The organism is Levilactobacillus tongjiangensis (assembly GCF_003946345.1).
Taxonomy (GTDB): domain Bacteria; phylum Bacillota; class Bacilli; order Lactobacillales; family Lactobacillaceae; genus Levilactobacillus; species Levilactobacillus tongjiangensis.
This window is the reverse complement of sequence record NZ_RHNY01000007.1, coordinates 91,012-116,682: the sequence shown is the minus strand read 5'-3', so window position 1 is coordinate 116,682 and position 25,671 is coordinate 91,012. Positions and strand designations below refer to the sequence as shown.

Here is a 25,671-nt window from a genome sequence, read left to right as displayed (position 1 = left end):
TTCTGTCCGGTGACTCCCCTCGGTTCGATTCCGGGGAGAAATATAGAATAAATTAAAGGAGGTGGCACAATGGAGAATGATGAATATCAAAAAATACATGATTACCCTAAAACTGTCAACCGAAATAAAATTTACTGTGCTCCGCAGGGAGCGCAAAAGATTATCAAAGGTCATGCCACCTTTGATCCAGATAAAGAGTTCAGAGTCATACAGGTACGCAAGGGACATATCCGAAAGAATGACCTTTCCTACGTACTGATGTATAAAAGCATCATGATACGTATTGATCTCATTGGTGCGACTCATGAGGGTATCCCCACACCTCACGTTCATATCTTTGATGAAGAACATAACGATGGACTTGATGCAATTCCACTGTCAGATATCGAAAATTACAATCAAACTTCCGATATCATTGAGTCTTTGGCTACCTTTTTAAAATATAATAATTTTGAGCTTAGTGATTTATCTATTTCTCTATCAACTGTATAATGGCCACTATAATTAAGTAAACGGAGGTGAAATTACATGAATACCAATAAAATGCTCGATGATTATGCCACATGGCTTAGAAATCAATATAAAATCAAAACTATCGACGAATCCGATGAAATTACTACTCCATTTGAAAATATGATCGGTGACAATATGAGAATATACGTAACACCATTATCATCCGATCGGATAAGAATAAGCGATGACGGTACCATCTTTGAGGATCTATTTTTATATGGTATTGATGTAACTTCATACGCAAGAAAACGGATTATTGATAAAATAAAAGAAAGATATGGTATAGATCAGATTGATGATATTCTTTCGATTAGTGGCAAAGTTTCTAACTTTCCTGCAATGAAACAGAATCTAATTTCAGCAATGATTCAAATAAATGATCTGTCCAATACTAAAAAATCCAATGTTGAAAGTCTATTTTATGAAGAAATATACACGTACTTCAGAGAAAATGATTTTGGTGGCCTGTCTGGTTGGCCGGCAGAAGGTAAAAGTGGCGTTTCATATTCAATAGATTACACTATTCCTGAAAAAAAGGATCGGCCCCAACGAATGATTGACTTTCAACAAAAAATATCAATAAATGAAGTTATGATTAATGCTTATAAATTTACAGATATTCTAAGTGGTACAGCTAACAAACTGAATAACACCCCAACTTATTCAATTATTTTCAACAGTAATGTTGGTAATGTGTCAGATAAAGCACAAAAGATTGCAGATGAAGCACGTATAAATCTATTGCCTTGGGATAATAAAAAAAAGCTTCTCGAATTACGATAACAAATACAGCCCTTAATTGGGCTTTTATTTAGAAAACGAATTTACAATTATCCGAACCCTTAGCTCAACAGGATAGAGCAATAGTTTCCTAAACTGTAGGTTGCGAGTTCGATTCTCGCAGGGTTCATTGGACCTTTAGCTCAGTTGGTTAGAGCAGACGGCTCATAACCGTCCGGTCGTTGGTTCAAGTCCAACAAGGTCCATAGCAATACAAAAAAGTCCCTATCCGGGATTTTCTTTTTTGCCATCAAAAGAACGTACGTTTGGAAAAGTCAAGCTAACTAATTTCCATTAGGAGGAATCGACATGGCAATTAAGCGATATGCAATGAAAAAACATCCCAATATTTACTGGTACGAAACTAAGCGAGGTAAGCGATACAGTGTGCGCAAGCAGTACAGAAACGCCATGGGCAAAGATGACTGGTACTCAACAAGTGGTTTTTTAAACTGGCAAGATGCTGAACAGGATTTACGAAAATTTGAAACCCGTCTGTTCGATGGCTCAATTGCGACTGCTGAGCGTAAACAAATTTCACTCAACAATTATTTTGACCAAATGGCTGAACGCAAAATACGTATGGGTGTCTGGAAGAATTCAACAGCCAGCACGAATAAGACCTACTATAATACCCATTTTCGCAAATCATTTGGCTCTCAAAAAATCCAAAAGATCACTCGTCCACAGTATCAGCACTTCATAGATGAGCTTGTGCTAAGTGGCAGCTACACGAAAAGCACGCTTCATCGTGTCGATTCCCTAATGCAGCAAACTATGAATGACGCTGAAATTAATGACGTCATCACAAAAAATAAGTTGCGACATATAGTTATCACTGGTGGCAAACCGGCCAAAAGCCAAGACCTAACCAAAAGTGATTTTGACTTGTTCATGAAGACCGCAAAGGAACAACTTAATAAATACGAATACGCATTCATTAAACTGATGACATTGGGTCAACGTCGAGGCGAGATGATGGGTCTGCGCACCAAATCGTCTTTCACTTTCCAACGTGATGAAGTCAACAAAAAAGATATTTGTGGCATTAAATTTTATGTAGCCCGAACTGCCAATGAGCCGACAGGTACCGGGTTAAAAACAGAATCATCTTACCGGACTATCTGGGTTGCCGGTGAATATGTTGATCTCATAAAATACGCAATCTTATATTCCAACAGAATTCTTGAAGACCACAATATAGAGGCCCCGGAAGACCATTTTTTGTGGTTGAATCCTAAAACTGGAAAACCATATCACGTACAGTATACAAATACCATGATGAGAAGAGTGTCCCAAAAATCAGGGATCACAATACATCCTCACCTACTAAGACATTACTTTGCGACGAAGGCACGAACAGAAAAACTACCCGAAACTGACGTCATGCATTGGCTTGGTCACGCAAGCATCACTATGACCGATTCTTATACACGAGAGACCCCAGAGGGTGCCATGGGCGTATTTAAGGGGATTTCAAAGGATATCTAAAATTGGGTGTCAGGAAAAGACCAAAAATTCCGAAAAATCACTTGGGTGTCAGCTCAGGTGTCAGCAATGGGTGAAAAATAAAGACATTGAGTGACAACTTTTAAAACAACAATTGCTAACAAATAGCGGTATCGTTGTCATGGGTTGTCACCCAATGCCTTTAATTTATACCTGCCTTATTCCCACTCAATAGTCGAAGGCGGCTTACTCGTAACATCGTACAGGATACGGTTAACGTGGTCCACTTCGTTGACAATGCGGACGGAAATCCCCTGTAAGACATCCCATGGAATGTGAGCGAAGTCCGCCGTCATCCCATCGATCGACGTTACGGCCCGGATACCCACGGCATAGTCGTAGGTCCGGCCATCGCCCATTACCCCAACACTCTTGATGTTTGGTAGGACGGTGAAATATTGCCAGATATCACGGTCGAGACCAGCCTTCTTGATTTCCTCACGGAGAATCAAGTCACTGTCTCGCACGATTTGGAGCTTTTCGGGGGTGATTTCACCCAATACCCGAATCCCTAGACCAGGGCCAGGGAATGGTTGCCGCCACACAAGGTCGCTAGGCATCCCCAACTTTTCACCCAACTCACGGGCTTCATCCTTGAACAATGAACGCAGGGGTTCAATCAGCTGGAAGTGCATGTCTTCCGGCAACCCACCTACGTTATGGTGAGACTTAATGGTTTGTGCCGTGTCAGTCCCACTTTCAATCACGTCGGTATACAACGTTCCTTGCGCCAAGAAGTCGATACCATCTAACTTCTGAGCTTCGTCATTAAAGACTTGGATAAATTCATTACCGATAATCTTACGTTTCTTTTCGGGTTCAGTCACACCAGCCAGTTTGCTTAAGAAGCGGTCCTGGGCGTCGACTTGCACGATGTTTAAGCCGAATTTCCCTTTCAGGCTAGCCATAACTTGTTCAGCTTCGCCCTTCCGCAACAGGCCGTGATCAACGAAGATACTGGTCAGTTGCGTACCAATGGCCTTATGCAACAGCACACCAACTACGGAAGAATCAACCCCACCGGACAGGCCGAGCAAGACGCGCTTGTCGCCAACCATATCCCGAATGTGTTGAATCTGTAAGTCAATGAAGTCATCCATTGACCAGTTGGCCTGCGCACCACAGACGTCAAAGGTAAAGTTCTTCAGGATATCGTTCCCGTATTCCGAGTTGCGTACCTCCGCGTGGAATTGAATCCCGTAAAAGTTGCGGTCCACGTCCTGCATCGCGGAAATTGGGCAGTTTTCACTGGTAGCGACCCGTTCAAAGCCATCCGGAACCTGGGTAACCAGGTCCCCGTGACTCATCCAAACGGTCTGTTCCTTTGGCGTATCCTTGAATAGTTTGGCGTCATCACTCAAAACGGTGATGTCTGCGCGGCCGTATTCGCGGTTATCCGCGGATTCGACCTTCCCACCAGCCAGATGGTGCGCCATGAGTTGCATCCCGTAACAGATTCCTAAGATGGGAATACCCAGATTAAAAATCTCAGGATCAACGTTAAAGGCACTACTGTCGTAAACACTGTTTGGTCCCCCGGAGAATACGATCCCCTTAGGGCCCCAAGCCTTGATTTCAGCAGCACTCATCGTGTGTGCCTTCAGTTCGGAGTAAACGCCTAAGTCACGAATCCGGCGCGTAATCAACTGGTTGTATTGACTTCCGAAGTCCAAGACGATGATTTTATCGAATTTGGACATATCAACGTTTGCCAAGCCATTCACCCTTTCTTCTTTTTCAACATTGCTTATATCATACAGATTTCTCAAACGCGGGTCAATCTAAATCCTGGGTAATTCCCGCAGGACTAGTTCACCCGATAACGTAAATGCAGATAATTTTGCCGGTCCAATCGTCGCCACATCGTTGCTACAAAGCCAAACTCCGCGGCCAATTTGGCATTAGAACTCCCGGGTCGAACGTCCATCCCCACGACCGATTGACCACTTAGTCGTGCCTGATGTAACGCATCGCCCAGCAGCCACTCATCAAACCATTTCTGCTGAAACGTCTTACGCTTCGAACGATTTCGAACCGTTAACAGATCCAGGTACCATTCATCCGGCAATGCCCGTGGCGTCACCACCAGCTGTTGTGGTGGTGTCTCCTGAAGCCGTGAAAATAGTGACGCCCACTGATTATCCAACGTTGGTTCAACCGCCGCCGGGTAGCCATAAGCGACACCCACCGCAACTCCTTGATTCTGATAAACGCGCGCCTGGGGATAACCGTAGCGAAAGTTTTCCTGGTGATAGCCCACGAATAACAACTGTGACAGCTGTTCCTTGCTGAGTCGCCGCAACCGCCGCAGTTGACGCCGCTCCAACTCATGTAAGACCAACATGGCCACCGCATCCGCGTCCACAATCGTGGCATCTCTTAACATCCTGATTCCTCCTAGTATTTCCGCAACAGGAGTCGATCGATTCGGTGATGGAACGTCTTGTGAATAATCATGTCCGCCCGGTTTCGCGTCGGCAAGATGTACTCAGTCAGGTTCTTCAGATCAATGTCGCGCCAGACCTGTTTTCCCTTTTCCAAAGCCACGTCCCGGTCGCCAATGGCATACGGGTAGTAGTAGTTGCTAGGATCTTGGAAGGACGTTTCCAGCAACAATTTAAACCGTTCTAAGAACCAGTCCTCAATCAAGGCCGGGTCCGCATCCACGTACACGGAAAAGTCCGTAAAGTCACTGACGTAAATCTGCTCGTTGGTTGGCAGTTGCAGCGTGTTAATACCCTCAACAATCAGCACGTCTGGATGCATGATATAGTCGTAGCGGTCCGGCACAATGTCATAAACCTTATGCGAATAGACCGGCGACTTAATGAGCTTTTTGCCCGCCTTGACGTCGTTTAAGAATTGAATCAGCGCCCCCATGTTATAACTTTCCGGGAACCCTTTACGCGCCATGAGATTACGCTTTTTCAGCTCCTCATTGCTGTAGAGAAACCCGTCGGTCGTGATCAATTGGATCCGTTGGCCAGTAAAGTAGTGATTCAGTAGAACCTCTAACAGCCGGGCCGCCGTGGTCTTCCCCACCGCCACACTACCAGCGATGCCGATAATAAACGGTACTCGGTGAGGTTTCTGTTGCAGAAATTCTGCCTTGTCCCGTTGCAGTTTTTGATAGTGATCAAACTGTAGGTGTAACAAGTGAATCAACGGAATATAAATATCCTGCACATCTTGCAGGGAAATGCGGTCGTTAAACGCCTTGATCTGCCGTAGACTCTCTTGGGTCAATGGCAACGTGGCATCGTCCGAAAACGCCCGCCACTGTGCTCGGGTAAATGCATTGTAATTAATCGGATCACTCATGAAGACACCTCAACTCTAGTCAGGAATAATTACCCACCATTATACCGCAAATTCTACGGTTTTCGGGGAGAGATTTCACAAAGTACGCCGTGAATGGAAGCGTTCTCTTATTGGCGCGTTCCGGCGGCCAGGGGCGGGGCCTGCTGTGGGGACGCTTCAGCCAAAGTACGGGCTTCTCGCTCGATTTGAAGCCAGGCCAGCCCACCTGTCTTCAAAGTCGCCCATGGCATAAGCTAGCAACCCACTAGCTAACGCCATTGTCACGGCTGCCCCCACCCCTGGCCACCTCCACTGAAGTTGCGAGCTATTGCATCTCCAGTGTCCCGCCAAGCTCCGTAGCATACTTCATACTGGTCCAACGCGATTAACCACAGTTCTACTTACAAGAGCTTCACCCTACTACATCAGCGCAAGCAATCACCAACACCCACACAAAAGAGGCCCCGGACACAATATGTCCGAGGCCTCTCATCAAATTAATCTGTTAAAACACCACGAACCTGAACAACCTACTGCTAACCTAATTGTTGCCCAATCACCAATCTGTGATTGAACAGCCAATCGTAGCCGCAGGACGCCAGGGCGGGTGGCCACAGTGAAAGTGGCGTTAGCTCGGTGGGTTACCGAGGTTAGGCCACGGGACGAGTTGACAGACTCGGTGATTTTCCGAGGCTGCCAACCGAGCCGGAGGACCGCCCCTCAGGCCGTAGGCGTTCCCCACAGCGGGCACCCGCCCTGGCGGCCGAAGGCGGCCAATCCAGCTCCAGCCAAACTAGACCAGTTCAAACTCAGATTCAGGTACGTCGCTCAACAATGGTGACAACTCATCGATTCCGATGACCGTCAACCGGTGCATCGCCCGCGAACAGATGGTGTATAGCAATTGCCGTTCATCCTCAGCCGCATACCGACTCTTCGATGCCTGCCAAACGATAACGGCATCGAATTCCAATCCTTTGGCCAGAAACGATGGCACCACGATGGTTCCGGGCGCCAAGCGCTGGTTTTCAGATTGAATCAACGTCACCGCAACGCCAGCGGCTTTCAGCTTCTCGGTCAGGTCCCGACAATCTGCCAGGTCCTTACCGATGATGGCCGTCGTCTCTTGTTCCTCATCGTTTTGTTTCAACTGTGCAATGACTTGTTGAATCCCGGCCGTCTCATCAGCTGCGACCGTCACGGTTGGCAGTTCTCCTTCACGCGCGAACGCCGTAACGGCTTCTCCGTTCTTCAGGATGTGCTTGGTGAAGTCAGTCACCTGCTGGGTTGACCGATACGACTGCGTCAACTGCACGACCCGCGTCTTGTCAGGGTCGAACATCGTGCTGAGTTCTTGCAAGAGCGTCCGACTGTTTTCTTTGGTAAAGATGGCCTGGTTCAGGTCCCCTAGCATCGTGAAACGTGCCCGGGGGAAGCTAAACTTCAGAAACGCCAGTTGAAAGGCGTTGTAGTCCTGAATTTCATCCATAAAGACGTAACGCATATCGCGCTCGCCACCCTTACCAGTCATCTTGTCATAGAGGTACAGGTACGGCGTAGTATCCACCAGTTGCATCCGGTGATCCTTCAGCTTGTCAATGGATTCCTCCACGCTAGCATTCCAGTCCGCCACGGAGATACCTGCCCGCTTCAAGTCCACGCGGTTCGGCATATCGCGCAGCATGTGCACGTACTGGTTGTTGATGCTCAGGAACCGTGCCCGGACGATAGCCTTTCGAATCGGATCGAAGGCCTTCATCACAACTTTCCGTGATAAGAATTGGGTTTCCTTTTCAGCTGAATCGAACTCTCTTGGGTCATCCCCATACAGTGAATCCAACTCTTCCTTACTCAGGTCCTGAATGGTATCTTCAACCCACTTGGTCTTCATTTCACTAGAAATCCGCCGGTTCAAGATCCGAATCAGGGCTTCCTTAGTGGCCTGGAGTCGATTACCCAGGTGGTAGTTACGGTTAAAGCCGTAGTAGATCTCTTGAATCTTTTCCTTAGGAATAAAGACGTCGCCCTTGAATTTGATGTTGCGGAACACCATGTCCGCACTTTCCAAATGGTCGGCGTAATCGGTCACCGCATCAAAGAAGTTCAAGCTTCCCTTCAGCTGGTTGATGGCCTTTTGTGCCGGCGTATTGGATTCGTCAAACCGTTGCGCCAGCGTTTCCACGTCGATCTTCGGCAACCGACGACCGGCGTACTGGTAGTACGTCATCTGGACCATGTTGTGCTCCCCGAGTTCAGGCAACACTTGGTCGATGTAGTCGTTGAACAACTGGTTCGGCGAGAACAGCATGACTTGTCCAGCGTTCAGATGGCCCCGGTAACGGTACAGTAGGAACGCCACCCGTTGTAAAATGGCGGCCGTCTTCCCGGAACCCGCGGCCCCCTGGACAAACAACAGGTCGGACTTGGTGTCTCGAATAATTTGGTTTTGTTCCTTTTGAATGGTCGTGACAATACTCTTCATCTTCGTATCGGAATGTTCACTCAACGCAGACAACAGCATCTGGTCGGTCACCGTCTGATCCGTATCGTACAGGGTCACAATAGTGCCGTCTTCAATTTGAAATTGCCGTTTTAATTTGACGTCAACGGTTTGTTCTCCGTCGGGCGTCTGGTAGCTGACATTGCCCAGTTCCCCATCATAGTAAATGCTGGAGATGGGTGCCCGCCAATCGTAAATCAGAAAATGATCGGGGGTGTCAGAGAAGGACCCCAGGCCAATGTAAATGGTTTCGACCTTCGACTTGGGACCTTCCTGAAAGTCGATCCGGGCGAAGTAGGCCTTCTGCTCCAGGCGTTTTAACGTGCTCAGTTCAGTCGTGGCATGTTGCCAACTGTTCTGCCGTTCGGCCAGCAGCTGTTGCTGTTGCCGAACAGAAAGCGCCGTCTCTAACAAGCCCTCGTAGCTATCCGTTTTAATCCGCAAGTCATTCACAAAGTTCTTCCGGATTCCTGCCTCGTCGGTCTCAGCAACGTCGATCCGTTGCTTGGCTTCCTCTTCGGCGGTTTGAATCTTCTGGACGACCTTATCTAAATGTTTCTGCTCTTGGGACTTGATTGAATCTGGCAAGCCAATCCCTCCTCGATTAACTAAACAACAAACGTTGAAACGGGATACGCCGCTTAAGCTGTGGTGAGCCCACTGATCCTCCCACCGGGTCAATCCCTAAGTGGTCACATCATTGTTGGCCGCAAATTGCGTGTCGGTTAAGCAAAAGTCCACCCAACCGCCCGGCCAGCGGCACTGGCCCCACCGCACCATTGCAGACGTTATCCATGATAATTCGACTTTCAATTTTACACTAATTCAGCCTATAAATAAAGCATTCCGCCCGGCGTGAATCCAGTTAGTTTTCCCCAGGTTTGCTATAATAAGAGAGAACTTTTTTCGGAGGTGAAACTATGGACCAAGTTTCCTTGTTAATTATCTTAACCGCCGCGTTGGTCACGCCGCTAGTCATGGCGAAATTCAAGCTCACCGTACTACCGACCGCCGTCGTGGAAATCCTCGTGGGTATCCTGTTAGGACCAAGCATTCTAAACGTTGTCCACAGCAACAATACGTTAAGTCTCTTATCAAACACGGGGGTCATCTTCCTGATGTTTCTGAGTGGGATGGAAATTGACTTCAGCCTATTCGGTCGTCGCAAACGCCCGCAAACCCCGTTGGCCGCCAAAGTTGCCGGGAGCGCCCCGCGCTATTCACCCGTTTTCTTAGCGGTCACCAGTTACGCGGCCATCGTCGTCTGTGCCCTGCTACTGGGTTTCATTTGCCAGTGGACTGGCCTTTTCAAGGACCCGTGGTTGGCCGCCATCATCTTCATGACCATTTCATTAGGCATCGTCATTGCCACGCTCAAGGAAAAGGAACTCCTGAGTAAGCCCTTCGGCCAGACCGTCCTCTTGATTGCTGCCTTAGGGGAAATCGTTCCTCTGTTTTCGTTGACCATCTACGCCTCAGTCTTCGGGAATAGCAGTAAATCCCTGTGGCTCCTCCTGTTAGTCTTCTTGGCCGCCGGGGTCCTATTCCGCCGGTTCAAGCCGTTTTTTACCTTTTTCGAGTCCATCAACAAGTCCACCACCCAGCTCGACATTCGGCTGGCCTTCTTCCTCATCTTTAGTATGGTCGTCATTGCCGAATCCGTAGGGGCAGAAGGAATTCTGGGCGCTTTCGTGGCTGGTATTGTGATGAAGCTGCTCCAGCCGCAGGAGGACACCCGGGTACGCCTAGATGGAATTGGCTACGGCTTCTTCATTCCCATCTTCTTCATGATGAGCGGAGCCGAGCTGAACCTGCGCACGCTATTGGCAGACCCAGCCACCCTCTTACTGATTCCGGCATTCTTTGCCGCCTATCTGTTAGCCAAGATCGGAGTCTACTTTGTCCTCCGATTGCGTTTCAAACGGGGCAATGCTTTCGCTGGTACCGCAATTACCGCCACGACGATCACCATGGTGCTGGCCGTCTTACAAGTCGCTAAAACGATGAAGGTCGTCACGACCCAGCAGTCCGGTGCCTTCCTGCTGGCAGCTATCCTGACCTGTGTTCTGGGACCACTTCTGTTCAACACCGGTTACTCCGCCGAAGCCGAAGATCTTAAAAAATCAACGGTCCACTTCATTGGCACCAACCTGCTCACGGTACCTGTGGCCCAGCAGTTAGCCGATAGTTGGTACGATATCACCATGTACACCGATAAGGCCGCCAACTACAAGACTTACAACTCTGAAGTCAACGTTGAACTCTTAGACTCCTTAGAGGTCGCCGATGCCGAGCAAAAAGACGCCTTCGACGCGGACATCGTGGTGCTCGGCCACTTCAACGCCACCAAGAATTTCGAATTGTCCAAGGCTGCTAAAGCCTATGGTGTCAACCGGGTCATTGCCCGCTTTGAAGACCGCAACATTTTAGATGAACGGGAAGACGAGCTAATCGACTTAGGGATCGAAGTCTACAACACACCCAACGTTAATATCGCAATGCTCAGAAGCCTGATTGAAACGCCAACGACGTTACGCCTACTGACCTCCTCGACCTCGGCCGTCTACGAAGTGGCGCTCCGCAACCGCCGCTACACGGACCAAGCCATCCACAGTCTGGACTTTGTCGGCGCCGTGACCATCAGCCAGATTTTCCGGGACGGTCACTTTGTCCGACCAACTGGCGCTACCACTTTGAAATTCAATGACCGCATCATCTTCACCAGTACGCCGGAAAAGGCTCGTGAAATTCGGCGCGAACTAGGCATCCTCAACTAGAACTGGTAAGATATTAACCAGTGTGAGCTTGGCAGTTTTACTTGCCAGGCCCTAGAGTGACCAGTAGGCCACCCGCTTCAGCTTCAAGACACGCAAAGGAGAGATTGAGATGGCAACAGTTGACCTATATTTGGTGCGGCACGGCCAAACCTTTTTAAATAAATACCACCGAATTCAAGGGTGGTCCGACTCCCCGCTGACCGATAAGGGAATCGCAGACGCCAAGCGCGCCGGCGAGCGGTTAGCACACATTCCGTTCGCTGCAGCTTACGCTAGTGACACAACGCGAGCGCAAAACACGGCTAAGAGCATTTTAGCTGCTAACGAGACACCAGTGACATTGACCACGGAACCCGCCTTTCGGGAAGAAAACTTTGGTTTCTTTGAAGGCCTTGACACCAGCTTCACCTGGCACACGTTAGGCTCACCAGTCGGGTTAGATTCTTTCAACGCCATGATTGCTAAGCTGACCATTGAAAAGACCAAGGACATGTTTCGCGCACAAGACCCTTACGGTGACGCCGAAGATAACGCCACCTACTGGGCTCGCCTCCAACCTGGTTTAGACCGTGCCGTGGCCAATGCCACGGACGGCGACAAGGTGCTGATTGCGACGCACAGTACGACCATCCGAAGTATTGTGTCGAAGTTTTCCGACACGATTGACATCTCCGTTCCCGTTGACAACGGTAGTATTACCAAGTTGACGGTTACCGACGGCCAGTATCACGTTGATTTCTACAACAATACTGAGGGTAAACTTAAGTAGCTTAGCTGGAATGAAAGTGGCCGCCTTCGGCCGTCAGGGCGGGTGGCCGCTGTGGGGACCGCCTCTGGCCTGAAAACCGGTCCTCCGGCTCGACTTGAAACCTCGGAAGACCACCGAGTTTCCAAGCTCGTCCCGTGGCGTAACCTCGGCAAAAACCACCGAGCTAACGCCACCGTCACTGCGGCCACCCGCCCTGACGGCCTGCGGCTACGTTAGTTCCTACAAGCAACATTGATGATGACCACCAAATTGTCAGGCCGATAATCAACTATCAGCTTGTGCACGAGTCCGCTATTTTTAGAAAATACGCACGAACAGCTATCCACTCATAAAATACTTGTGAATGGGTAGCTGTTTTTTTGCATCTGTTAATACTCCTATTGTAATTGTCTACACACACCAGCGACGCGGCCAATCACTTTACTAACCGTTACATAATCACACTTAAGTTGGCAACACCAACTTCAAAAGCCAACGAGTCACCCTCTCAAGTTCACCGACAAATGTAAGCCGCAAGTGACCGAGATTAGTGCCAGTTGTGTCGACGGTGCTAGCGCGTTCTAAGCGCGATTACACCGTGGGACGAGCCGGTTCCCACAGCAGGTGCCGGTATTAGCTCTGCCGTCTCTCCCACACCTATCAGCCAACGTTGTCTTTAAAAACTAACCAGCCACCACGTTCAAAGTCAGCGACACGTGTAAGCCGCAGGTGGTCAAGATTGGGGGCAGCTGTGTCGACGGTGTTATCGCGCGTTCTAAGCGCGATTACACCGTGGGACGAGCTGGGAGACGCGGTGGGTTGTCCGTGGCTTCCAGTCGAGGAGCGAGACCGCACTCTGGCTCGCTCCGGTCCCCACAGCAGGCCCCAATCTTGGCCACCGAAGGCGGACACTCACAAATATCTCCACAAAACAAAAAAGACAACCAACAAAGAATGCTGGTTGTCTTTTAAAGACTAATCGTGAATTAAGGATGCGGCATGTGCCCGCTTGGTATACATGTCGATTTCATCTTCGGCAGCTCGAACCCAGTGACGAGGAGAAATTTCAACCAAGTGACGTTCCTTCCCATCATTTTCACCGGAACCGTCGTACGAAATTTCCTCACGAGTCCGTTCGAACTCTGGATCAGGAATTGGGACGGCAGACAGTAAACTCTTGGTGTAGTCGTGCAGTGGGTGGGCGTAGATTTCGTCAGAGTCGGCGATTTCCAACATCCGGCCGTAGTGCATAACCCCGATCCGATCGGAGATGTACTTCACCATGGAGAGGTCATGGGCGATGAACAGGTACGTTAAGCCCTGCTCCCGCTGGAGCTTCTTCATCAAGTTAACCACTTGGGCTTGAATGGAAACGTCCAAAGCGGAGATCGGTTCATCGGCGATCACGAACTTAGGATCCACGGCCAAAGCCCGTGCAATCCCGATCCGTTGCCGCTGCCCACCAGAGAATTCGTGGGGGTAACGACTAGAATGGTCTTTGTTCAACCCAACGGTTTCCAACAGGTCTTCTACCCGCTTGGAACGGTCGGCATCATCTTTAGCCAAATGGTTGATATCGATCCCTTCGGCCACGATGTCCTTGACCTTCATCCGAGGGTTCAATGAAGCGTAGGGATCTTGAAAGATCATCTGCATGTCCTGACGGAATTCACGTTGGTCAGACTTACTCTTAAAGTTATCGACGTTCTTCCCGTTGAACAGGATTTCACCAGACGTTGGTTCGTACAAGTGAATGATGGCCCGACCGGTCGTGGTCTTCCCAGAACCGGATTCACCAACTAACCCAAAGGTTTCACCCTTGTAGATATCAAAGGAGATATCGTCAACGGCCCGGACTTCATCCTTCTTGCCCACGTTGAAGTATTGTTTGAGGTGCTTGACCTCGAGGATTTTCTCGGCATTTTCGTAATCCATTATTGCTGTTCCTCCTCTTCTTCAACCGGACCAGTTGTCCGTTGTGTTTGTACCAACTTAGATTGCATGTCAGCGTACTTCTTTTGCCGCTCCACGATTTGTGCAGGTGGAGTGACTTCAGGCGCATCTGGATGCATCAACCAAGTGGCAGCGTAGTGCGTGTCGGAGACCTTGAAGAAAGGTGGTTCCTTCTCGGTATCGATCTTCAAAGCGTACGCGTTCCGGGCGGCAAAAGCGTCCCCCTTTGGTGGGTCCAATAAGTCAGGTGGCGTCCCAGGAATTGATGGCAATTCATCGCCACCAGTATCCATGGTTGGCATCGAGCTTAACAGACCCCACGTGTACGGGTGCTTCGGGTTGTAGAAGATTTCGTCGACCGTTCCGTATTCCACGATTTTACCCGCGTACATAACGGCAACTCGGTCAGCCATCCCGGCCACAACACCCAAGTCATGAGTGATGAAGATGATGGAGGTTGAAATCTTGTCTTGCAGTTCCTTCATCAAGTTCAAGATTTGTGCCTGAATCGTCACGTCCAAAGCGGTCGTGGGTTCATCGGCAATCAGAATTTCTGGGTAGTTGACCAACGCAATCGCAATCACGATCCGTTGCCGCATCCCACCAGAGAATTGGTGCGGATAATCATTGATCCGGTTTTCGGCGTCAGTGATCCCAACTAATTTCATCATTTCCAAGGCTTGCGCCAAGGCTTTTTCTTTCTTCATACCCTTATGAACCATCAAGGGTTCAGCAATTTGCCGACCGATCTTCATGGTTGGGTCCAAGGACGTCATTGGGTCTTGGAAGATTTCGGCGATATCTTGTCCCCGAATGGCTTCCATTTCCTTTTCCGACTTCTTTAAGAGGTCGTCACCCTTGTACTTGATCGTCCCACTAGCAATGTCAGCGTTGGAGGCGTTCAATCCCATGATAGTCCGCGTTGTAACGGACTTACCAGAACCAGATTCACCAACGATAGCCAGGGTCTCACCTTTACGTAAATCAAAACTCACGTCCCGAATAGCCTTAACGTCACCGGCATAGGTTTTGAAATTTACTTGAAGGTTACGTACTTCCAAAATGTTTTTTTCGTTCTCCATGACGTTACTTCACCTACTCTTTCGTCCGTGGGTCAAAGGCATCCCGCAAGCCATCACCTAAGAGGTTAAAGGCTAACATGATGATGGAAAGGACCAGAGCTGGCCACCACATTTGATATGGTAAGAACTGGAAGTTCTTCTGCCCATCGTTCAACAACGTCCCTAGTGAAGCCTGTGGTGAGGAAATCCCAATCCCAATGTAGGACAGGGTGGCTTCGAAGAAGATGGCGTTGGGGATCGTGAACATCGTGTTGATGATGATCACACTCGACAAGTTCGGGAGCAAGTGTTTAAAGGCAATCTGCATCGGCCGTTCTCCCAGCGTTCTCGCCGCTAGGATGAACTCCTGCTCCTTTAACTCCATCGTCTGCGCTCGAACTAGCCGGGCCATGTTGGTCCAGGACGTCAGCGCGATGGCGATGATGATCGAGGTCATCCCTGGTTTCAGGATCAAGATCAGTAACACAATCACAACTAAGTTAGGGATGGACAGGATGATTTCAATGATCCGTTGCATGATGGTATCAATGCGACCACCCTTCCATCCTGAGAACATCCCATACGTGACCCCAATCGTTAAGTCAAAGAGGGTCGCGACTAACGCGATGATCAGAGAAATCCGTGTCCCGTAAAGGACCCGAGAGAACAGGTCCCGACCTAAGTAGTCGGTCCCCATGATGTAATGTAAGTTTGAAGCGCCTGCTTGTTTGTAGGCGTCGACCCGTTGACCAGCTTGCACTAAGGTCCCGTTGAATCCGTTGATACCAATACCGGGAATCTTAGATGGTAAGTTGGCGTAGGAAGGATTAACGGCGTTGGGATCGTGTGGTGAGACAAAGATTGAACCGAAAGCCATGATGAAGACGATGGCCAGCACAATCAATGAGATCCAAGCCCCTTTGTTCTTCCGTAACCGCCGCCATGCATCTTGGGCGAAGGTTAAAGAAGGCGCCGCGATTTTTTCACTGTCTAACGCCGTCCGGTCATCGGCCGAAATCGGCTTAAAGCTATCTTCAGGGAGTTTTACTGTATCTGCCATTTATTTACCTCCTAGTTAGCCTTTCCTGTGATCCGAATCCGTGGGTCAACGATTCCGTAAAGGATATCGGTGAACAACAGAACGACACAGAGCATAAATGAATAGATGATGGTCAGTCCCATGATGGTTGGGTAATCGTTGGTCAAGACGGACTTGACGAATTGTTCCCCGATACCAGGAATGGAGAAGATGTTTTCAACAACCATCGACCCAGTCATGATGTTTACGGCTAACGGTCCAACAATCGTAATCAAAGGAATCAAACTGTTCCGCAGCGCATGGTGGTAAATAACCCCCGTGCGACTCAGTCCCTTGGCCTTGGCCAGTTCGATGTAATCCGAACTGAGCACGTCGACCATTTCGGTTCGGACGAACCGGGCCGACTCAGCTAACGGCGTCGCGCCCAACGCTAAGGTTGGCAGCACCGTGTAGATGAAGCCACCCCATTCAGCAATGGGGAACCAGCCGAGCTTTAACCCCAGGTAGTACTGGAGTAAGACGGCCAAGACGAAGGAAGGAATAGAAATCCCTAAGATGGATACGAACGTGGCTGAAGTATCAACCCACGTGTTTTGTTTCATCGCCCCAAATGAACCAACGATGATCCCAATGATAACCCCAAAGATCATGGCTTGCAGCCCAATCTGCAAGGATGGTCCGATCCGACTTGATAACAGGTAGGAAACGGGTTGGTCACTGAATTGGAAGGACGTTCCGAAGTTGCCTCGGACGGCACCCGCTAGGTACAGCAGGTACTGTTGCCAAACTGGCTTGTTCAAGCCATATTGTTCATAAATCAGAGCAATCTGACTCTTGGACAATTTAGCTTGGTTGGTCAGTGGCGTCCCGGGTAACAACTTCATTAGGAAGAACGTCACGGTAATAACGATGAATAAGGTCAGGACCAGATAAAAGATCCGCTTTGCTAGGTACTTTGCCATTTGTTTACCTCTCAATCAGTAGACTTATTCGTTACCGTTAAGTTGTTGAACTTAACAAAAACTCCACGAAAACAACAAGATGATAAATGATTGCAATAATACCGAAAAGTAAGGACCAACTTCGCGTCAATCCTTACTCTCCGATAAAGCTTATTATGTTGGGCTCTCACCCAACGAGTAATAACTGATTAATACGTGACTTACTTAGAAATGTAAGCTGAACTGAAGTCCCAGTTAGCGCCGGTTGGGAAGTAGATCAAGCCCTTAACATTGGATTTAACCAATTGTGCTTTACCTTGTTGGTAAACGGGGATGATTCCTTGGTCGTTCAAGATGGTCTTTTGTGCGTTGACCATGTCACTCCAACGAGCGTCAGCGTTGTTCGCATCCTTACCAGATGCAGCCTTGACGTACTTGTCGTAGCTCTTTGAAGCCCATTTCCCGTTGTTGTATGAGTTACCAGAAGTAAACAGGGACAAGAATGAGATTGGGTCTGGGAAGTCGGCACCCCATGCGGAGATAACGGCATCGAATTGCCCATCTTGTGAACGAGCAAGCCGCGTCTTGAATGGTAAGTTACTGTTGGTAACCTTCAAGCCGTCCAACTTAGCCCATTGACTTTGGATGAATTCAGCAGAGTTCTTACCAGCTGGCGTATCGTCAGCCATTAAGGTAAGTGAGTAGCTCTTCCGACCGGTTTCCTTCAAAGCTTGCTTCCAAAGCTTCTTAGCCTTGGTCAAGTCTTGGGTGGTAGCGGAAGGAACGGCGGCTGCAGTGTTGAAGTCTTTGCCATTCTTAGAAGCTAAACCAGTTGATACTAAGCCCTTCGCAGCAGTTGAGCCATCGGCTAAGACCTTGTTGACGAATTGGTTCCGGTTGATAGCTAATGATAAGGCTTGACGAGCCTTCTTGTTCTTCATCATTGAATCTTTCTTTTCGTTCAATTCAATGTAGAAGGTTGAAGCACTCTTCCGTTCAACGTATTGCTTACTGTTCTTGTAGTTCTTTGGTTGTTGACCACTCAAGTAAGTTGCGTCAAGCTTGCCACTCTGGTACTGGCTCAATGAAGTTTGTGGATCCTTCATCGTCTTGAAGTTGATCTTCTTTAGTTTAACATTCTTTGCGTTCCAGTACTTAGTGTTTTTGCTCAAGGTCCAGTTATCAGACGTCCCGGTCCAGTAAGTCAATTTGAATGGGCCGTTGTAGACGTTGCTGGCAGCGTTCGTAGCGTATTTCTTACCGTACTTTTGAACAACTGATTGGTTTTGTGGGAAGAACATTGGGCTAGCAACCAGTGCTGGGAAGTAACTAGTTGCTTGCGTTAAGGTAACGACCAGCTTGTAATTGCCAACCGCCTTAACCCCTAAACTAGAGACAGGCTTCTTCTTGGCAATGATGGCGTTAGCGTTCTTAACTTGCGCATACATGTAAGAATATTGTGAAGCGGTCTTAGGATTGACGGTGCGTTGCCAGGCATAAACGAAATCTTTAGCGGTTACTTTGTCACCGTTACTCCAGTTAGACTTACGTAAGTTGAAGGTGTAGGTCTTACCGTCTTTAGACTTGGTATAACTCTTGGCGACACCAGGAAGAGTCTTACTGTTCTTACCGAAACGCAGTAAACCTTCGTTGGTGTTGTTTTCTGTTTCCCCTGAAACAACGTCGGTGGACGTAGATAAGTCCATTGATGGTAATGCTGAGTTTTCCATCCAGTTTAAGGTTTGTTTACTTGCCTCGCTGGAACTGCTTGAGGATGAGCCACACGCTGCCAACAATACTGCGGCGAACGTTGCGACTGTCCCTAATTTGACTGCCGAATTGATCTTCATTTAAATCCAACCCCTCTTAGTTGTTTGAGAAATAAATTGACACCTCAAATTTGATGTTTCCAATTGTATATTAGAAAACCATTAAAATCAATGCTAATTACTAATTTAGTTTAAAATAGTTTTCACAAAGCTTGATACATAGGCGTTTCAAAATAAAAATTAAAATTTGATTTCACATTTTATACAGGTAAAACACCCTTTTCTTGTATAACATATACAACAATTAGCCGGAATTTACAATCACTACACGGTTAATATCCATTTTCCGCCTAAAAAGCGGTGAATCAGGTCACCCCGATTCACCGCTCTCATAATTTTGTTAAAGTTGTTCTCCCAATCAGGTCAGTTCAGCCACCGATTAAAGTGGATCGGCCAGAGGGCCTCTAAATGGCCGTGTAAGGCAATTGCTGATGACACCGTCTATCTTTACGCTAATCAGTTACTTAGCGATGTAGGCCCGGCTGTAATCCCAGTTAGCGCCAACTGGGAAGTAGACGACACCCTTGACCTTAGACTTCATCAATTGTGGCATCCCCGTCTGGTAAACTGGAATGATCCCTTGGTCCTTCAGCATAACCTTCTGGGCGTCAACCAGGTTCTGCCACCGAGCACTAGGCTTGTTGGCGTTGGTCGTCGTTGCTTCGTCGATCAACTTGTCGTAAGACTTGGAAGACCATCTCCCGTTGTTGTACGTGTTCCCGGTTGTGAACAGGGACAGGTCGGTGATTGGGTCTGGGAAGTCGGCACTCCACCCACTGACAACGGCTTCAAATTGACCATTTTGTGAGCGAGATAACCGTGTCTTGTAAGGAATGTTGGAGTTGGTAACCTTGAAGTTATCCAATTTAGCCCACTGACTTTGAATGTACTCAGTCGCACTCTTACCGGCTGGCGTATCGTCAGCTAACAAGGTAATCGAGTAGCTCTTCCGACCAGTTTCCTTTAAGGCTTGCTTCCAAAGGGTCTTCGCCTTGTCTAAGTTGTACGAGGTGGCTGATGGAACGGAGGCCGTCTTAGAGAAGTCCTTGCCGTTACGGATAGCTAACCCAGAGGAAACGATCCCCGTGGCTGCCTTTGAACCATCTTGCATAACTTTGTTGACATATTGTTGCCGGTTGATGACCATGGATAAGGCTTGACGCGCCTTCTTGTTTTTGAGCATGGTATCCTTCCGTTGGTTCAGTTCAACGTAGGTGATCCGTGAGCTGACCCGTGAGTGGAAGTCCTTGTTATTCTTGTAGTTCTTAGGTTGTTGCCCACTCAGGAAGATAGCGTCTAACTTGCCACTTTGGTACTGACTCAAAGCAGTTTGTGGGTCCTTCACAGCGCTGTACTTAACGTGTTGTAATTTGACGACCTTAGCATCCCAGTACTTCGGGTTCTTGGTTAAAGTCCAGTCGTCGGAGGTTCCGGACCACTTGGTCAACTTGAACGGCCCATTGTAGACGTTGTGCTTAGCATCCGTCGCAAACTTCTTGCCGTACTTATCAACGGCTTTCTTGTTAACGGGGTAGAAACATTGTTGGGCAACCAGCGTTGGGAAGTAACTAACTGGGTGTTCCAGTGTGACAACCAACTTGTAGTCGCCGTCCTTCTTGACCCCTAAGGCTGAAGCTGGCTTCTTGTTCTTCATGATAGCGTTGGCATTCTTGATATCTGCGTACAGGTAAGCGTACTGTGAACCCGTTTTAGGGGCAATCGTCCGCTGCCATGAGTAAACGAAGTCTTGTGCAGTGACCTTCTCACCATTACTCCATTGTGACTTCCGCAGGTTAAACGTGTAAGTCAATCCGTCTTTGGATTTGGAATAACTCTTCGCTAGTCCTGGTAACGTCTTGCTGTTCTTGCCAAATCGTAACAGGCCCTCACCTGTGTTGTTCAGCGTTTCACCGGAAATAATATCCGTGGCCTTGGCGTTATCCATGGAGGACAGTGATGACGTCTCCATGAGGTGTAAGGTTTGATCCTTAGCCTTACTACTGCTTGAGGAGGTGCCGCACGCTGCGAGTAACACAGTCGCCAGCGACGCCACCGTCCCTAACTTAACAATTGACTTAACCTTCATACAATTCCGACCCCTCTATGTAAATACTTAGGAAACTAAGCGTTGAGGATATATTAAATGATAAAACAATTAGAATCAATAGCGAAATTTAATATTAATTTGTTCAGGTCATTGCAAATACTTTAATACCGCCCTTACCAGGCCAAATAAAATATTTAATTTCAATTAGAAATTCTAAGGATTTTCTAAGGTTTAGTCATTTTAATCACTAAAAATTGAAAGTTCGAAAACCATTATCGACTTAAAAATAGCCTCACCCTGCCACCTGCGGCGGTCAGAGGTTCCACCTGCTGTGGGGAACGCCTCCGGCCTGAAAAGCGGTCCTTCGGCTCGGTTTGAAGCCTGGAAAAACCACCAGTCTTCAAACACGTCCCACGCTGTAAGCCGAAAATCGGCTAACAGCGTCGACACAGCAAGCTCCACCTCTGACTGCCTCCGGTTAAACGGGTTCTTAGAAAACTAGGCTAGCTTAAATGACAGCACTTACGCAATATTATTGACGCTCAACTAGGTAGCCGAGAGTGAACCAAATTTGGACTAAGCCGTGGGATTTTTAAGTGATTTTCTTGAAAATGGCGACTTGAAGACGTGCTTTGCGGCTTCAAGCGAGGGGCAAGACCGCCCTTTGGCTTGTCCCGTCCTTCCCACCGCGTTCCAGTCCAAATTTGGCGAACGGTAAGGCGGCAATTTCCCACTACGTTTGACTAAACCCCAATTCTTGCTGTATCAGGCATAGTGTGTGTCACGGCTTAAACCTTTAGATTTAGATAACTGAAATCAGACAAAAAGGTCACGGAAAGCTATTTCCCGTGACCTTTTATCTGATTAAATTTTAGGTTGATCATACTCAAGCTGACAATTCCACCTTAACATAACCAGTATGCGTACAATGACCCACATCGAGCCAGCACCTAGCAGATAGTGCCCCGTGTCGGCGGTTTTAGCTGGGTGAACTAGCCCTGCTTAGAGCGCGGTCAATCTTTGAAACGCACGATTTTGGTGAGGTTCGAAGGTGCCCTGAAGACCGATTCTCAGGCTTCAGGTCTGCCCCACGGGGCGCTGTCTGCTGGGTGTTGGTGGCACAACTTACGGGTAACTTAGTTTACTAATTCATGTTAGCTAGGAAAGACACAATCCAACAGCTCATCTGCTAAACCATCACTATGTTAGCCGGGAGGGCAGGGAAAATAGGCTCAGCCGTGGCACTGCCTTAGCACGGGATTTCCTGTGGTTAGGCAGAACCGTGTTTCGAGACCGTCCTTCGGCTCGAAATCGTGTTCACAGCGTTCCAGCCTATTTTCTCCGCCCGGTAAGGCGACAAGCAATGATTACTTAGCAATGTAAGCCCGGCTGAAGTCCCAGTTAGCGCCAACTGGGAAGTAAACGACACCCTTCACACTAGACTTCACCAGCTGTGGCTTCCCGTTCTGATAGAACGGAATGATGCCTTGATCGTTTAACAGAACCTTCTGTGCCTTGATCAAATCTTGCCAACGTTGACCAGCCCGGTTGGCATCTGAACCAGTTGCTGCCTTGATCAGACGGTCATAGGACTTGTTGGACCACTTGCCTTCGTTGTAGGAGTTCCCAGTCGTAAAGAGCTGAAGGAACGTGATTGGGTCAGCAAAGTCGGCGCCCCAAGCGGTGACAATGGAATCAAAGTCCCCACTGGCACACCGCGCTAGCACCGTCTTGTATGGGACGTTAGCGTTGGTGACCTTCAGTCCAGGTAACTTCGCCCACTGACTTTGGACAAACTCGGTCGAATTCTTCCCTGCGGCCGTATCATCTGCGGTCAAGGTCATGCTATAACTCTTGCGACCGGTTTCCTTCAAGGCTTCTTGCCACAACCGCTTAGCCTTCTTCAAGTTCTGGCTAGTACCAGCTGGTACCTTGGCTGACGCCGCAAAGTCCTTGCCCTTGTATGAAGCCAGACCATCGGTAACCAAACCAGTTGGAGCGACTGACCCATCGTCCATCACCTTGTTGGTAAATTGTTGCCGGTTGATGGCCAGTGAAAGTGCTTGACGTGTCTTCTTGTTCTTCATCATGGTATCTTTACGTTGATTGACTTCAATGTACGTCGCCCGGGCACTAGTCCGTGAGACGTATTCCTTACTGTTTTTATAGTTCTTTGGTTGTTGACCGCTCAAATAAATGGCGTCCAGCTTGCCACTCTGGTACTGACTCAGCGCCGTCTGAGGATCCTTGACGGCCTCAAATTTAACGTGATGCAACTTCACCCGCTTGGCGTTCCAATAAGACGCGTTCTTAGTTAACGTCCAGTTGTCAGAAGTCCCCGTCCAGTAGGTCAGCTTAAATGGCCCGTTATACACATTTTGTTGGGCATTGCCGGCGTACTGCTTGCCGTACTTTTCAACAACTTTCTGGTCCTGTGGGAAGAACGTGGTCCCCGCAACCAGGTTAGGAAAGTAGCTGACTGGATGCGTCAGGTGAACGACGAATTGGTACTTTCCCACTGCCTTGACCCCCAGCGTGGACACCGCCTTTTTACTCTTCATAATGGCATTCGCATTCTCGACGTCCGCAAAGAGATAGGCGTATTCGGAAGCCGTCTTAGGATTAACGGTCCGTTGCCAGGAATAGACAAAATCCTTAGCCGTTACTGGATCGCCGTTACTCCACTTAGATTTTCGAAGATTAAACGTGTACGTCTTGCCGTCTTTAGATTTACTGTAGCTTTTGGCAACCCCAGGGTGTAAACTGCTCTTTTTGCCGACCCGCAATAGGCCCTCACCCGTGTTGTTCAGCGTCTCAGCAGACACGTTGTCGACTGCTTTAGAAATATCCATCGTGGGTAATGCTGAGTTCTCCATCCAGGTTAAGGTTTGATCCTTAGCCTGACTGCTACTGCTGGAAGAAGTGCCACATGCGGCTAATAATACCGTGGCAAACGTGGCCACTGCCCCTAGCTTGACAATCCTGGTAACCTTCATAAAAATTCCGACCCCTCTAAGTTTATAATCTGCCTTAAAAAGACAACGAGGACTATTCTAAATGATAAAATAATGAGAATCAATAGGTGATTTTAATTAAATGGTTTTACTAGCTAATATTTATTCAAATAATGATTGCCATGTTATACTCAACGTATAACCTTTAAAGGAGGGTGATCTCTTGGAAGAAACCCCACGAACACCAGTCATAACGATTGGTTTAAATGCCGGTCAGGCAACGTTTGGCTACTCAATGACCGAACTTAAAAATTTGGTTGAAGCCAACAATATGACAGTTGCTGAGGAAGTTCAGCAAGCTTTACCAAAACCCAATCCTGGGACTTACTTCGGTACCGGGAAGGTCGAGGAATTGGCAACCATCGTCGCCGATGATGGTGTTGACACGATTGTCGTCAACGACGAACTGACGCCTAGTCAGATCCGGAATCTTGAGGCTGGTACTAAAGCCCGTATCATGGACCGTACCGGCTTGATCCTCGAAATCTTTGCGAACCGGGCCCAGTCTCGCGAAGCCAAACTCCAAGTTCAGTTGGCCATGCTTCAATACCAACTCCCCCGCCTGCATACCAGCGCTTCTCAACGACTGGATCAGCAGACTGGGAGCGGTGGTGGCGGTGGCTTTACCAACCGTGGTGCCGGTGAATCTCAAACTGAAATGAGTCGGCGGACCATTCAACGGTCCATCAACCACGTCAACCATGAACTCAAAGAAATCAATCAAGCGGCCGCAACCCAACGCCAACAACGGGAACGTAATCAACTCCCTTCCGTGGCCTTGGTTGGATATACCAACGCCGGCAAGTCCACGTTGATGAACGCCCTGGTTCGTGAATTTGGAAAGAGCGAAGAGAAACAGGTCTTCGTCAAGAACATGCTGTTTGCCACGTTGGACACCAGCGTGCGACAACTAACCTTCCCCGACCAAAAGAAACTGTTGCTGAGTGACACGGTCGGATTCGTTAGCCAATTGCCAACGCAACTGGTCAAAGCCTTCCGCTCAACGCTGGCTGAAGCAGCGAATGCTGATCTGTTGGTTCAAGTGGTGGACTACGCTGACCCGAACCGTGAAGCGATGATGGCCACGACGGAAAAGACGCTGATGGACATTGGTGTAACTGACGTGCCAATGATCACGGTCTTCAACAAGGCTGACTTAACGGATGCCGAATTCCCTAGTCGCGTAGGCGATCAACTCGTCCTCTCGGCGCAGGACCCTGCCTCCGTTGACCTGTTAGTTCAGGCCATGAAGGAAAAGGTCTTCCACAACTACGTAACGGCTAACTTCTTAGTACCGTTCGCAGATGGCGACGTCGTGGCGTACTTGAACGACCACGCTAACGTCCTCAGTACGGACTATGAGGCTGAAGGAACGGCCTTACGAGTCGAACTACAATCGGCTGATTTCGACCGATTTAAGCGCTACGTGGTTACTGAATAATCTAGCGTATTAAAAAATGGCTTTCCAATCTGGTTTGATTGGGAAGCCATTTTTGCGTCCTATTACCGCCTACCGGTCACACCGGATGGGCTGGAACGGTGCCGACACAATTTTAAGCCTCGAAAAACACGATTCTTAAAACTTGGTCTTCTTCTAAGCCGTAAACGGCTAAGAAGAACGAGGCGCCTGAGCCCATCCGCTGTGACCTCTCGGCTAAGC

At 48.5% G+C, this 25,671-nt stretch carries 17 protein-coding genes and 2 tRNA genes; 8 read left to right on the top strand and 11 right to left on the bottom strand.

Annotated features, from left to right (window positions below):
- Window positions 1-69 precede the first annotated feature (69 nt).
- From EKM75_RS05745 to EKM75_RS05725, 5 genes are all read left to right on the top strand, one after another.
- Window positions 70-492: a DUF6978 family protein gene (locus EKM75_RS05745; RefSeq protein WP_125692862.1), complete on the top strand. Its 423-nt coding sequence runs from the start codon at window positions 70-72 to the stop codon at window positions 490-492.
- Between the two features lie 36 nt (window positions 493-528).
- On the top strand, window positions 529-1,296 hold the full coding sequence (locus EKM75_RS05740) for a DUF1828 domain-containing protein (RefSeq protein ID WP_114670568.1): 768 nt from the start codon (window positions 529-531) through the stop codon (window positions 1,294-1,296).
- Window positions 1,297-1,349: 53 nt separating this feature from the next.
- Window positions 1,350-1,423, top strand: a tRNA-Arg gene (locus tag EKM75_RS05735).
- A gap of 2 nt (window positions 1,424-1,425) precedes the next feature.
- A tRNA-Ile gene (locus tag EKM75_RS05730) sits at window positions 1,426-1,499 on the top strand.
- A 103-nt stretch (window positions 1,500-1,602) separates the two neighbouring features.
- Complete coding sequence (locus EKM75_RS05725; RefSeq protein WP_108477402.1) at window positions 1,603-2,784, top strand: tyrosine-type recombinase/integrase; 1,182 nt, start codon at window positions 1,603-1,605, stop codon at window positions 2,782-2,784.
- Between the two features lie 176 nt (window positions 2,785-2,960).
- Here EKM75_RS05725 and guaA read toward each other — a convergent pair whose 3' ends face one another.
- The 4 genes from guaA to helD form a co-directional block, all read right to left on the bottom strand.
- Window positions 2,961-4,502: a glutamine-hydrolyzing GMP synthase gene (guaA, locus tag EKM75_RS05720; RefSeq protein ID WP_191988797.1), complete on the bottom strand. Its 1,542-nt coding sequence runs from the start codon at window positions 4,500-4,502 to the stop codon at window positions 2,961-2,963.
- Between the two features lie 107 nt (window positions 4,503-4,609).
- The gene (locus tag EKM75_RS05715; RefSeq protein ID WP_125692858.1) at window positions 4,610-5,188 is read right to left on the bottom strand and encodes a hypothetical protein; all 579 of its coding nucleotides are present in this window, start codon (window positions 5,186-5,188) and stop codon (window positions 4,610-4,612) included.
- An 11-nt stretch (window positions 5,189-5,199) separates the two neighbouring features.
- Window positions 5,200-6,123 (bottom strand): type I pantothenate kinase, encoded by a 924-nt coding sequence (coaA, locus tag EKM75_RS05710; protein ID WP_125683195.1) that lies wholly within the window; start codon window positions 6,121-6,123, stop codon window positions 5,200-5,202.
- Between the two features lie 772 nt (window positions 6,124-6,895).
- The gene (gene helD, locus EKM75_RS05705; RefSeq protein WP_125692856.1) at window positions 6,896-9,190 is read right to left on the bottom strand and encodes an RNA polymerase recycling motor HelD; all 2,295 of its coding nucleotides are present in this window, start codon (window positions 9,188-9,190) and stop codon (window positions 6,896-6,898) included.
- Between the two features lie 332 nt (window positions 9,191-9,522).
- Between helD and EKM75_RS05700 the strand changes: the two genes are divergently transcribed.
- Together EKM75_RS05700 and EKM75_RS05695 are read left to right on the top strand one after the other, a co-directional pair.
- Window positions 9,523-11,379 (top strand): cation:proton antiporter family protein, encoded by a 1,857-nt coding sequence (locus EKM75_RS05700; RefSeq protein WP_125692854.1) that lies wholly within the window; start codon window positions 9,523-9,525, stop codon window positions 11,377-11,379.
- A 109-nt stretch (window positions 11,380-11,488) separates the two neighbouring features.
- On the top strand, window positions 11,489-12,148 hold the full coding sequence (locus tag EKM75_RS05695; RefSeq protein WP_125692852.1) for a histidine phosphatase family protein: 660 nt from the start codon (window positions 11,489-11,491) through the stop codon (window positions 12,146-12,148).
- Between the two features lie 954 nt (window positions 12,149-13,102).
- Here the strand turns inward: EKM75_RS05695 and EKM75_RS05690 are convergent.
- The 7 genes from EKM75_RS05690 to EKM75_RS05660 form a co-directional block, all read right to left on the bottom strand.
- Window positions 13,103-14,062: an ABC transporter ATP-binding protein gene (locus tag EKM75_RS05690; RefSeq protein ID WP_125683187.1), complete on the bottom strand. Its 960-nt coding sequence runs from the start codon at window positions 14,060-14,062 to the stop codon at window positions 13,103-13,105.
- Window positions 14,062-15,162: an ABC transporter ATP-binding protein gene (locus EKM75_RS05685; RefSeq protein ID WP_125692850.1), complete on the bottom strand. Its 1,101-nt coding sequence runs from the start codon at window positions 15,160-15,162 to the stop codon at window positions 14,062-14,064. Before EKM75_RS05685 ends, EKM75_RS05690 begins: the two co-directional genes overlap by 1 nt.
- 13 nt (window positions 15,163-15,175) lie before the next feature.
- Complete coding sequence (locus EKM75_RS05680; protein WP_125692848.1) at window positions 15,176-16,201, bottom strand: ABC transporter permease; 1,026 nt, start codon at window positions 16,199-16,201, stop codon at window positions 15,176-15,178.
- Between the two features lie 11 nt (window positions 16,202-16,212).
- Complete coding sequence (gene opp3b, locus EKM75_RS05675) at window positions 16,213-17,142, bottom strand: oligopeptide ABC transporter permease (RefSeq protein WP_125683181.1); 930 nt, start codon at window positions 17,140-17,142, stop codon at window positions 16,213-16,215.
- A gap of 200 nt (window positions 17,143-17,342) precedes the next feature.
- A complete protein-coding gene (locus EKM75_RS05670; RefSeq protein ID WP_125692846.1) occupies window positions 17,343-18,971 on the bottom strand; it encodes a peptide ABC transporter substrate-binding protein in 1,629 nt (542 codons plus the stop codon).
- 439 nt (window positions 18,972-19,410) lie between these two features.
- Window positions 19,411-21,036, bottom strand: coding sequence for a peptide ABC transporter substrate-binding protein (locus tag EKM75_RS05665; RefSeq protein WP_125683177.1), 1,626 nt, complete (start codon window positions 21,034-21,036; stop codon window positions 19,411-19,413).
- Window positions 21,037-22,364: 1,328 nt separating this feature from the next.
- Window positions 22,365-23,993, bottom strand: a complete 1,629-nt coding sequence (locus EKM75_RS05660; protein WP_125692844.1) for a peptide ABC transporter substrate-binding protein — start codon at window positions 23,991-23,993, stop codon at window positions 22,365-22,367.
- Between the two features lie 181 nt (window positions 23,994-24,174).
- Between EKM75_RS05660 and hflX the strand changes: the two genes are divergently transcribed.
- On the top strand, window positions 24,175-25,452 hold the full coding sequence (hflX, locus tag EKM75_RS05655) for a GTPase HflX (RefSeq protein ID WP_125692842.1): 1,278 nt from the start codon (window positions 24,175-24,177) through the stop codon (window positions 25,450-25,452).
- The last annotated feature ends 219 nt before the right edge of the window (window positions 25,453-25,671 follow it).